Genomic DNA, 10930 nt, shown 5'->3' on the forward strand with positions numbered 1-10930 from the left:
GAAACATTATGAGGCAGACTCTTAGAGTCCGCTGTTGGCGCAACTCAGCTGCGCTTTCGGAGGGCGCGGGTGAAAACCTCGCCGCTTTCCGCAAAACCCGTGGCCAGACAAAATGTGCGCAGATCCCCTGGCTCGATCGGCGCGCGAAGCACAAGCTCGCCGCACCCCGCGGAGCGGGCGGCCTGGGAGGCGGCCTTGATAAGCAGGCGGGCGACCCCGTTTCGACGCCGGTCTGGATCGACGAGGAGGGCGGAGATCCACCCCACTTTCAGGTCGGCCGTGAGAACTGAGTGCCAATGCAACGCGATGACGCCCGACGGCGGGCCCCATTCGTCGGCGATGAGCAGGACGCCGGGTTGATCCTGCATGGCGCCCAGGCGCGAGGCAAGCTTGTCACGGACGATGGTCAGGCCCGCTGTCTTGAGCAGCTCAGCTAATCCATCGACGTCACCACTGTCGGCGGCTCGAATGGACAGGCCATGGCGGCTCGACATGGCGGTTGCGTCTCCTAATCTCGCGAGATTGCGGTCCTGGCCGCGCACGCGGAAGCCATAGAACGCCTGTCTGGCTGTTGTAAGTGAGCCAGAGTTCTGGTTTGGCGCAACGCCACATGCTCGCATCGATTTCGCGGAGGTCGTGAATGGAGGCTTGCCTCTCAGGCGAGGTGCTTGATCAGGAAGCGCGCGCCGAGCTGGAGGCCCGCCTCATCGATGCTGTGGCCAAGACCAGACGAAACGTGGGATGCGACGTCGAAGTCCAGGCCTTTGAGCTCGTTTTCGGCCTGATGCAGGGCTTCGACGGGCAGGACCCCGTCGCGGTCGCCGTGGACGAGAAGGATCGGTGGCTTGGTCACGGCCTCGTCGGCCAAGGCGTCGGGATCGGCCAGCATGCCCGAGAAGCCGATGATGCCGGCCAGGGTCCTGGCCCGGCGTGGGCCGACGTGCAGGGCCATCATCGTACCCTGGCTGAAGCCGACCAAGGCCAGCTTGTCTTCGCCGAGGCCATGGGCGGTGAGTTGGGCATCGATATACGCGTCGAGCGCTGGAGCCGAGACGCGGACGCCTGCCGCGCGGGCCGCGGGAGCAAGGCTGGTCAGGGGCCACCATTGCCGGCCGTAGGGCAGGCCGTCACAGGGCTGCGGCGCGTCGGGCGAGAGGAACAGCGTGTCGGGCAGGGCGGAGGCCCAGTAGGGCGCCAGATCGATCAGGTCCGCGCCGTTCGATCCATAGCCATGCAGGAAGATCACCAGGGACTTGGCCGGACCGCCCGAGGCCGGCGCCGCGCTGGGACCATCGAGCGTGGGGATCTGGGTCATGGTGGTTCCTGATGGTGGTCGGCTGGGCGCTCGTTATAGCCGCACGCGATTTCGGCGCGCGCCAAGACTTGAAGGGGGCGTCGTCGGATCGTTTTACGACCTTCGCCGACGGCGTGAACCCGCCGATCTCCTGTCTTTGTACGCCAGGGTACGACGCGCCGATTTGGCTGTTGAGATCGGCCTGTTCCGGGTCTTCTTACTCATCCCCTAAGCAACGGGGACCCGCCGTGGACCTTTCCGAAACCAAAGCCGGACTTGAGCGCAGCCGCCAGATGCTGCGCACCGCCCTGGGCCCAAGGCTATTGGCGCTGTTGGAGGATGTGGGCGTGGCCGAGGTCATGCTCAATCCCGACGGCCGCGTCTGGGTCGACCGCTTCGATGTCGGCCTCGTCGATGCCGGGTTGACCATTGGTGCGGCCGATGCCGAGCGGATCCTGCGGCTGGTGGCCCATCACGTGGCCGCCGAAATCCATGCCGACCGGCCGCGGCTGTCGGCTGAGCTCCCCGGCACGGGTGAGCGCTTCGAGGGCCTGTTGCCGCCCTTGGTGGGCGCTCCGACCTTTTCCATCCGCAAGCCCGCCAGCTTCGTGTTCTCGCTCGGCGACTATGTACTCGCTGGCGTGATGACCGAGCGGGAAGGGCAGGTGCTGGCCGCCGCCGTCGCCGACCGGGCCAATATCCTGGTCGCGGGCCCAACCTCCAGCGGCAAGACCACCCTGGTCAACGCCCTTCTGGCCGAGGTCGCCAAGAGCGGCGACCGGGTGATCCTGGCCGAGGACTTGCGCGAGCTTCAATGCGCGGCCCCGAACCAAGTGGCCCTTCGCACCCGCGACGGCGTGGCGAGCCTGTCGGATCTGGTGCGCTCGTCCCTGCGCTTGCGGCCCGATCGCATCATCATCGGCGAAGTGCGCGGGGCCGAGGCCCTGGACCTCATCAAGGCCTGGGGCACCGGTCACCCCGGCGGTGTCGGCACGCTGCACGCCGGCTCGTCCCTGGGCGCGCTCCTGCGCCTTGAGCAGCTGATCCAGGAGGCCGTGGTCACCGTGCCGCGCGCCCTGATCGCCCAAACCATCGACCTGATCGTGGTCCTCTCCGGGCGAGGGCGACAGCGTCGCCTGGCCGACCTCACGCGTCTGGAGGGCCTGGGCCCTGACGGCGCCTACCAGCTCAGCCCCGCCTGAGATCCCGCCCCTAAACCCCGGAGTTTTCCAATGTTCTACCGACATCGCGCGGCGGCCTCGCCGCGGCCGAACCCTGACCCGCGTCCGCTGCTCAGCGGCTTGATGCTGGCCTCGCTCCTCGTGGCCGGCAGCGCCCGGGCCGCTGGTTCGTCCATGCCCTGGGAAGAGCCGCTGCAACGCATCCTCGAGTCGATCGAGGGACCGGTCGCCAAGATCATCGCAGTGATCATCATCATCATCACCGGCCTGACCCTGGCCTTCGGCGAGACCTCAGGCGGCTCGCGCAAGCTGATACAGATCGTCTTCGGTCTCAGCATCGCCTTCGCCGCCTCCAGCTTCTTCCTCTCGTTCTTCTCGTTCGGCGGCGGAGCGCTGCTCTGATGGCCGGCGATCGCGGACACGGGTTCGCCGCGCCCGTCCATCGGGCCCTGATCGAGCCGATGCTGCTGGCCGGCGCGCCGCGCGCGATCGCCTTGGTCAACGGCACCCTGGCCGCGGCCCTAGGTTTGGGTCTGCGGCTGTGGTTCGTCGGTCTCGCCGTCTGGTTGGTGGGTCACGGTCTGGCCGTCTGGGCCGCCCGCCGGGATCCGCAGATCTTCGACGTCGGTCGTCGGCATGTCCGGCTGCCGGCCCATCTGGAGGTCTGAGCTATGCTCGATCTCCGCGAATACCGCCGCCGGCCCACGCGCCTGGCCGACTATCTGCCGTGGGCGGCTCTGGTCGCGCCCGGCGTGGTGCTGAACAAGGACGGGTCGTTCCAGCGCACCGCCGAGTTTCGGGGGCCAGACCTGGACTCGGCCACCGACGGGGAGGTCGCCGCGGTCGCCGCTCGCCTCAACGGCGCCTTGCGTCGACTGGGCTCGGGTTGGGCGCTGTTTGTCGAGGCGCGGCGTGATCAAGCCCAGGCCTATCCGGTCAGCACCTTTCCCGATCCGGTCTCGGCCCTGGTCGACGAGGAGCGCAAGGCCGCCTTCGTCCAGACCGGCGATCACTTCGAGAGCCGCTACTTCCTGACCTTGACCTATCTGCCGCCGGCCGATCGTCGGGGCCGCATTGAGAGCCTGTTCGTTGAGGGCCGAGCCGGGGCGGGCGTCGATTGGCGCGCCGAGCTGGCCGGCTTCGTTGATCGCTCCGATCGCCTTCTGGCCCTGCTGGACGGCCTGATGCCCAAGGCCGACTGGTTGGCCGACGCGGCGACCTTGAGTTTCCTGCACGGGGCGGTCTCCACCGTCCGCCAAGCGGTGGGTGTTCCCACGACGCCCATGCACCTGGACGCTTTGCTGGCGACGGAGGGCCTGACGGGCGGGCTTGAGCCCCGCCTGGGTCCTGCGCACCTACGGGTCCTGACGCTGGTGGGCTTTCCGTCCGCGACGATCCCCGGCCTGCTCGACGAGCTCAATCGCCTGGGCATGGCCTATCGCTGGACCACCCGGGCCATCTGCCTGGACAAGACCGATGCGGCCAGCCTGCTGGGCAAGATCCGGCGTCAGTGGTTCGCCAAGCGCAAGTCGGTGCTGGTCCTGCTGCGCGAGGCCCTGACCCAGGAGCCGTCGCCGCTCGTCGATAATGACGCGGCCAACAAAGCCGCCGACGCCGATCTGGCCCTGCAGGGCCTTGGCGGCGACGCGGTGGCCTATGCCTATGTCACCGCCAGCCTGGTGGTCTGGGACGAGGACGCAGGATTAGCCGCCACCAAGCTGGCCCTGGCCGAGAAGGTCATCCAGGGCCGCGACTTCACCGTCATCCGCGAGAGCGTCAACGCCGTGGAGGCCTGGCTGGGAACCATCCCGGGTCACGCCTACGCCAATGTCCGCCAGCCGCCGCTCTCGACCCTGAACCTGGCTCACATCGCCCCAATTTCGGCGGTATGGGCGGGGCCGGCGCGCAACGCCCATCTTGACGGCCCGCCACTGTTGATCGCCAAGACGGCCGGCTCGACCCCGTTTCGGCTGAGCCTGCATGTCGGGGATGTCGGCCACACCCTGATCGTTGGGCCGACCGGGGCCGGCAAGAGCGTGCTGCTGGCCCTACTGGCCCTGCAGTTTCGCCGATATCCGCACGCCCAGGTTTTCGCCTTCGACTTCGGCGCCTCCAGCCGGGCCGCCGTGCTGGGCATGGGCGGGGAGTTTCACGACCTCTCCGGCGACGGCGGGCCGGCCCTGACCCTGCAGCCCCTGGCGCGCATCGACGAGGCCGACGAGCGGGCCTGGGCGGCCGGCTGGCTCGCGGCCGTGTTGGCGCGGGAGGGCGTGGCCATCACCCCGGCCGTGCGTGACCACCTCTGGGCGGCGCTGGCGAGCCTGGCCAGCGCGCCGGTCGCCGAACGCACCCTTACGGGGCTGGTGGCCCTGTTGTCGAACCAGGCGCTCAAGGCCGCGCTCGGGCCGTTCATCCTGGGCGGGCCGTTTGGTCGGTTGCTTGACGGCGCGGGCGAGGCCTTTGGGAAGGCCAGCGTCCAGGTCTTCGAAACCGAGGGCCTGGCGCGCGGCGCGGCCGCCCCGGCGGCGCTGGCCTATCTCTTTCACCGCATCGGACGGCGGCTGGACGGCCGGCCAACTCTGATCCTGATTGATGAAGGTTGGCTGGCGCTCGACGACCCGGCTTTCGGAGCCCAGTTGCGCGAGTGGCTCAAGACCCTGCGCAAGAAGAACGCCTCGGTGATCTTCGCCACCCAGTCGCTGGCCGACGTCGTCGAAAGTCCGATCGCCGCCTCGATCGTCGAGAGCTGCCCAACCCGGATCTTCCTGCCCAACCCGCGCGCTCTGGAGCCGCAGGGGGCGGCCGCCTATGCCCAGTTTGGGCTCAACGATCGCCAGATCGAGATCCTCGCCCGCGCCACGCCAACCCGCGACTACTACCTGCAATCGCGCGTTGGCGACCGTCTGTTTGACCTGGGCTTGGGGCCCGTGGCCTTGGCCTTCTGCGCCGTCTCGTCCAAGGCCGACCAAGCCACGATCGGGGAGGTCTTGGCCGCCCATGGCCCCGAAGGCTTCGCCGCCGCCTGGCTGCGTCGCCGAGGCTTGCCATGGGCCGCCGACCTGTTGGTCGGCCCACCAGCGGACGCCAAGCGCGCGCCTGATCCCCTTCCAAATCCCTCATCGGAGATGCTGTCATGACCCTGACCCGACGCCGTCTGGCGGCGGCGCTGATTGCTGCCCCGACCCTAACCGGTCTCGTGCTGGCGCCGCACGCCGCCCAGGCTCAATTGACCGTCTTCGACCCTAGCAATTACGTCCAGAGCGTCCTATCGGCCGCGCGAGCCCTGCAAGCGGTCAACAACCAGATCACTTCGTTGCAGAACGAGGCCCAGATGCTGATCGGCCAGGCCAAAACCTTGGCCAGCCTGCCCTACTCGTCCCTGGCCGTGCTGCAGGCCCAGGTTGACCGAACGCGGGAGCTGCTCGGCCAGGCCCAGGCTCTGGCCTATGACGTTTCGCAGATCCAGCAAGCTTTCCGGACCAACTATGGGGCGGTTGACCTGTCGGCCAGCGACGCGGCCCTGACCGCGCGGGCCGACGCCCGCTGGACCACAGCCATCGCTGGATTCGAAGACGCCCTGAAGGTTCAGGCCGGCGTGGTCGGCGGCCTGGGCGCCAGCCGTGATCAGCTCACCAGCCTGGTGGGGGCCAGTCAGAGCGCGGTCGGCGGACTCCAAGCCGCCCAGGCCGGCAATCAGCTGCTCGCCCTTCAGGCCCAGCAGCTGTCCGACCTGATCGCGCTCAGCGCCGCCCAAGGCCGCGCCCAGGCTCTGGAGGCCGCCGATCGCGCCGCCGCCCGCGCCGACGCCAAGGCCCGGTTCTCCAAGTTCATGGGGCGCGCGTCCCAGCCATGACCCGGGCCTTCGTCTGGGGGACCGTAGCGATCATCTTGCTTGGGGCCGCTGGCTTGGCGGTTACAGCGTCCCAAGCGCCAACCGCTCCGCCGCGGCTTGCCGCCGCCGCGCGTGATCCCGACCTCGCGCGGTGCCGCGAGCTTGGCGAGGCGGCGCAGGCCGATGACGCCTGTCGCGCCGCCTGGGCCGCGGCCCGCGCGCGGTTTTTCGACGGCGGCCGGCCATGAGCGACACCGGCGTCATCGATCGCTTCTTTGATGTCTTCACCCGCTACATCGACAGCGGCTTTGGCCTGTTGGGCGGCGAGGTCGCCTTTCTGTCGACGACCTTGGTGGCCATCGATGTCACCCTGGCGGCGCTGTTTTGGGCCTGGGCGTCGGGCGAAGACGTCATCGCCCGGCTGGTCAAGAAGACCCTCTATGTCGGGTTCTTCGCCTTCCTGATCGGCAACTTCCACAGCCTGACCCTGATCGTCCTCAAGAGCTTCTCCGGCCGTGGCCTCAAAGCCAGCGGGGCAGGTGTCGGCCGAAGACTTCCTGCGTCCGGGCAAGTTGGCGGCGCTGGGCCTCTCGGTCTGCAAGCCGATCCTGCAGGCGGCCAGCGATCTGGGCGGCTTTCCCGGGTTCTTCGAGAACATCGTGCAGATCGTGATCCTGCTGATCGTGGCGCTGTTCGTCATCGTCGCCTTCTTCATCATGGCCGTGCAGGTCTTCGTCGTGCTGATCCAGTTCAAGCTTGTCTGCTTGGCGGGCTTTGTCCTGGTGCCGTTCGGGCTCTTTGGGCGCACGGCGTTTCTGGCCGAGAAGGTGCTGGGCAACGTCATCGCCTCGGGCGTCAAGGTCATGGTCCTGGCCGTGATCGTCGGCATCGGCTCGTCGCTGTTTTCGGAATTCACGAGCGCCGCGTCGGGCCAACCGACCCTCGAAGAGGTGCTGGCCATGGCCCTGGCCGCCCTGACCTTGCTGGGCCTGTCGATCTTCGGCCCCGGCGTGGCCTCTGGCCTGGTCTCCGGCGCGCCGCAGTTGGGGGCCGGCGCGGCGGTCGGCACAGGTATGGTCGGCGGCATGGCCATGGCCGGCGCGGCGGCCGCCCAGATGGCGGTGAGCGGCGGCGCGAGCCTGGCCGCTGGCGGCGCCAGCAGCGCCGCCAGCGGGGCGGCGGGTGGCCGGCTTCCGCCGGGCGAACCGGGAGGCGGAACCGAGGGATCGCCGCCGTCTGGGCCCTCGTCGCCTGGAGGCGGGAATGGCGGCGGCGCTGCCACTGCGGCGGCTGCGCCTAAGTCTCGCGCGGACGATAGCGGCGGCGGCGAAGGCGGCGCTTCGGACGCGCCGGCCTGGGCCCGCGATCTTCAGCACAAGCAGGCCCTGGCCCATGGCGCGAGCATGGCCATCCACGCCGCCGGCAGCGGCGACAGTTCGAGCGGCGGCGCCGCACCCAGCCTGAAGGAGGACTGAAATGAACCCTTTCAAGGGATCGGCGCGCTATGGCGCGACACCGCAGCCGGAGACGCCCTATCAGCGGGCCGGTCAGGCCTGGGACGAGCGGATGGGCGCGGCTAGGGTCCAGGCGGCCAACTGGCGGCTGATGGCCTTGAGCCTGCTGGTGCTGTCGGGCGGTCTGTCGGCTGGCCTGGTTGGCCTCGCCTTGCGCGGCGGGGTTACGCCCTGGGTCGTGGAGGTCGATCGTCTGGGCGAGCCGCGTGTCGTCGCGCCCGCCGTCCAGGGCGCGCGGGCCACCGATCCGATGATCGCTTGGACCTTGGCGCGCTTCATCACCGACGTGCGCGGGGTTTCCACCGACCCGGTGGTCATGCGGCAGGCGTGGCTGCGGGCCTATGACTTCACCGACGCGGACGGCGCGGCGGCCCTGTCGGACTATGCCCGCCGCAATGACCCCTTCGCACAGGTCGGCCGCGCTCAGGTGGTGGTGACGGTCTCCAGCGTGGCGCGCGACCCCCAACAGCTTTCGCGTGGCCTGGACCGAGCAGCGCTATGCCGACGGTCAGCTGGCCGGGACCGAGCGCTGGACCGCCATCCTGACCCTGGTGGTCAAGCCGCCGCGCACGCCGGAGGGCCTGCGCGCCAACCCCCTTGGCGTCTTCGTCTCGGGTTTGTCGTGGTCCAAGGAGTTCGGAGCATGACCCGCCTGATCGCAGTCATGATGGTTGGCCTGGTTCTTCCGGGTGTGGCGCTGAGCCAGCCGTCCGGCCAACTGGCGGTTGCCGGCGGCGCCAAGCGTTTCGTCTTTTCCGATGAAGCGGTCTTTCCCGTGATCGCCACACCCGGCCGGATCACCGACATCATCCTCGAGCCGGGCGAGACCTTGGTCGGGTCCGGGCCGGTGGCGGCCGGCGACACCGCGCGCTGGGTGATCGGCGACACCATCAGCGGGGCGGGCGACCAGCGCCGCGTCCATGTGATGATCAAGCCGACTGCGGCGGGCCTGGCCACCAACCTGATCATCAACACCGACCGGCGCACCTATCACCTGGAACTGCGCGCCTCGTCCCGGACCTGGCTGTCTCAGGTGTCCTGGCGCTACGAGACGGCCTCCGCGTCGGTGGTGGCCCCAGCGCCGCCGGCGCCGATGTCGGTTCCCGCCGTCACAGACGCGCCGACCGGCCCGCTGAACCTGGCCTACCGGATCAGCGGCGATCATCCGCTCTGGCGGCCGGCGCGGGTGTTCGACGACGGACGGCGGGTCTTTATCGAATTTTCGCCGACCATCGACCTGAGCGACCTGCCGCCGCTCTACCGGGTTGGTCTCGACGGCGAGGCCGCCGAGCTGATCAACTACCACGTCGAGGCGTTCGCCTGACGCGCCTGACCCCGCTGAGGGAGGCCTTCCGATGAGCCAGGATCCGCAGGAGGCCGAGAAGGCCATCGCCAAGACCTTGCGTCTGCGCGGATCGCCCGCGCCGGTGGCCCAGGTCTCGCGCCGCGCCCTGCTGATCGTCGGCGCGGCGCTGATCGCCGGCGTGGCCGGTGCGGTGAGCTGGTCGCTGATGGACAAGCGCAAGCCGGCGGCGGCTGAGGCGAGCTATAGGCCATCGCCGCCGCCCGAACGCGTTACCGCCTTGCCGCGCGGTTATGGCGGTCCGGCCAGCTTTCCGGCCCTGGGGCCACCGCTGCCGGGCGACCTTGGTCGGCCGATCTTGAGCGCGGCGCGGGCGCGTCAGGCTGGCGAGCCGTCGGCTCTACCGGCCGGCGTGCTCGAACGCTCCGCCATGGCCCCGGCCGTTTCCGCACCGGTCGATCCGCGGGTTGAGGTCGCGCGGGAGGTCAGGCGTGCGGCAATTCAGAGCGGTCTCTTTGTAGCGGCCTCGGCCCGGCGTGGCGCGCCGCCTGGGCAAGGGCAGGGGGGCGGATCTAGTGCGACTGAACCTGCCATGGCGGCCGACGGCGGGCAGGCGAGCGATCCGCGCACCACCAGCGCCGAGCGGCTTCAGGCCCCGGTCTCGCCCTATATCCTGCAAGCCGGGGCGATCATTCCCGCCGCTCTGGTCACCGGCTTGCGTTCGGACGCGCCAGGCGTCGCCATCGCTCAGGTCACGCAGGACGTGTTCGACAGTTTGGGCGGCGGCGTGCTGCTGATCCCGGCCGGGTCGCGTCTGGTCGGCGACTATGACGCCCAGGTCCAGAGCGGCCAAAGCAGGCTTCGGGTCGTCTGGGCGCGCCTGATCCTGCCCTCGGGACGGTCGATCGTGCTGGACAAGCTGCCAGGCGCGGACGCGCAAGGCATGGCGGGTCTGCAAGACGGCGTGGATCGCCATGGCGGCCGTGTCCTGGCCGCTGCGGGGCTCAGCACCCTTCTGGCCATCGGCGCCGAGGCCGGGTCGTCGAGCGAGCAGTCAGACCTGGCCCGCGCTGTCCGCCGGGCCGGCGCCGACACGGCCAGCACCGTTGGCCAACAGATGGTCGGCAAGAGCTTGGATCTCGCGCCGACCCTGACCATCCGGCCCGGCGCGCCGTTGCGGGCACTGCTGACCCGCGACCTCGTGCTTGAGCCCTATGACGACAAACGCACGCTCGAAAGGAAGATGCGATGAGCAAATTGAAGCTGGGCGCGCTGGAAGACGAGACGCCCGTCAAGCTGACCCTCGATCTGCCGGCCGCCGTCCATCGTGATCTGGTCGCCTACGCCCAGGCCCATGCGACCGAGAACGACAGCAAGGGGGCCGAGCCGGCGCGGCTTGTCGCCCCGATGCTGGCCAAGTTCATGGCCACTGACCGTGCGTTCGTGCGCGGGCGGCGAGGCAGGAACGGTTAGGTGACCTCGCCAACCGGTTCGGGCTGGCGACGACGATCTGGGAGCATCGACGCGCGCGCCTTAGGAACCTGTAGTCGCGCGTCGGGTCCCAGCGGGAGAGGCTCTGATGGCGTCTTCCAAGGCGAATGGAGGGGCGGTCGTGATTGCCCGCGGACTGCTCCCACTGGCGCCGCGCGGCTTGCAGCGCGAAAGCGCCGCCAAGTACATCGGGGTACCCTAGATGTTTGGTCCCGGACTTTGATGGTGCACTATTTTCCGATGGTTGGAAGGATGCGCTATGGGGCAGGTACACCACGGGAGCGCCACAACGACAGCGGCGGTCCGTCGAGCGAT

The 10930-nt window shown here is 69.2% G+C and carries 10 protein-coding genes and 3 pseudogenes; 11 read left to right on the forward strand and 2 right to left on the reverse strand.

The annotated features are described in order from the left end of the window. Window positions 1–44: 44 nt before the first annotated feature. Window positions 45–542: a GNAT family N-acetyltransferase gene (locus ACP69S_RS19685; protein ID WP_426000141.1), complete on the reverse strand. Its 498-nt coding sequence runs from the start codon at window positions 540–542 to the stop codon at window positions 45–47. 113 nt (window positions 543–655) lie between these two features. After that, a complete protein-coding gene (locus ACP69S_RS19690; RefSeq protein WP_426000143.1) occupies window positions 656–1315 on the reverse strand; it encodes an alpha/beta hydrolase in 660 nt (219 codons plus the stop codon). Between the two features lie 272 nt (window positions 1316–1587). On the opposite strand from ACP69S_RS19690, the gene trbB reads away from it, so the two are divergent. The 11 genes and pseudogenes from trbB to ACP69S_RS19745 all read left to right on the forward strand — a co-directional run bounded on the left by trbB (window position 1588) and on the right by ACP69S_RS19745 (window position 10597). After that, window positions 1588–2496: a P-type conjugative transfer ATPase TrbB gene (gene trbB / locus ACP69S_RS19695; RefSeq protein WP_426000156.1), complete on the forward strand. Its 909-nt coding sequence runs from the start codon at window positions 1588–1590 to the stop codon at window positions 2494–2496. 102 nt (window positions 2497–2598) lie between these two features. After that, window positions 2599–2877, forward strand: coding sequence for a TrbC/VirB2 family protein (locus tag ACP69S_RS19700; protein ID WP_426000158.1), 279 nt, complete (start codon window positions 2599–2601; stop codon window positions 2875–2877). Further along, window positions 2877–3143 carry a VirB3 family type IV secretion system protein gene (locus ACP69S_RS19705; RefSeq protein ID WP_426000144.1) on the forward strand — a complete coding sequence of 89 codons (267 nt, stop codon included), beginning with the start codon at window positions 2877–2879 and terminating at the stop codon, window positions 3141–3143. Before ACP69S_RS19700 ends, ACP69S_RS19705 begins: the two co-directional genes overlap by 1 nt. 3 nt (window positions 3144–3146) lie before the next feature. Continuing rightward, window positions 3147–5612, forward strand: a complete 2466-nt coding sequence (gene trbE / locus ACP69S_RS19710; RefSeq protein WP_426000146.1) for a conjugal transfer protein TrbE — start codon at window positions 3147–3149, stop codon at window positions 5610–5612. Then, on the forward strand, window positions 5609–6328 hold the full coding sequence (trbJ, locus tag ACP69S_RS19715) for a P-type conjugative transfer protein TrbJ (RefSeq protein WP_426000148.1): 720 nt from the start codon (window positions 5609–5611) through the stop codon (window positions 6326–6328). Before trbE ends, trbJ begins: the two co-directional genes overlap by 4 nt. Then, window positions 6325–6555 (forward strand): putative entry exclusion protein TrbK-alt, encoded by a 231-nt coding sequence (gene trbK-alt / locus ACP69S_RS19720; protein ID WP_426000150.1) that lies wholly within the window; start codon window positions 6325–6327, stop codon window positions 6553–6555. The genes trbJ and trbK-alt overlap by 4 nt, the downstream gene beginning before the upstream one ends. Then, window positions 6552–7782: pseudogene (trbL, locus tag ACP69S_RS19725) on the forward strand (P-type conjugative transfer protein TrbL). Before trbK-alt ends, trbL begins: the two are co-directional and overlap by 4 nt. A 1-nt stretch (window position 7783) precedes the next feature. Continuing rightward, window positions 7784–8468, forward strand: a pseudogene (gene trbF, locus ACP69S_RS19730) (conjugal transfer protein TrbF). Window positions 8469–8566: 98 nt separating this feature from the next. After that, a pseudogene (gene trbG, locus ACP69S_RS19735) lies at window positions 8567–9145 on the forward strand (P-type conjugative transfer protein TrbG); the annotation flags it as partial. Between the two features lie 31 nt (window positions 9146–9176). Beyond that, on the forward strand, window positions 9177–10376 hold the full coding sequence (locus tag ACP69S_RS19740) for a TrbI/VirB10 family protein (RefSeq protein ID WP_426000152.1): 1200 nt from the start codon (window positions 9177–9179) through the stop codon (window positions 10374–10376). Beyond that, window positions 10373–10597, forward strand: a complete 225-nt coding sequence (locus ACP69S_RS19745; RefSeq protein ID WP_426000154.1) for a DUF2274 domain-containing protein — start codon at window positions 10373–10375, stop codon at window positions 10595–10597. Before ACP69S_RS19740 ends, ACP69S_RS19745 begins: the two co-directional genes overlap by 4 nt. The last annotated feature ends 333 nt before the right edge of the window (window positions 10598–10930 follow it).

The sequence above is a fragment of the Caulobacter sp. DWR1-3-2b1 genome (assembly GCF_049895765.1).
GTDB lineage: Bacteria > Pseudomonadota > Alphaproteobacteria > Caulobacterales > Caulobacteraceae > Caulobacter.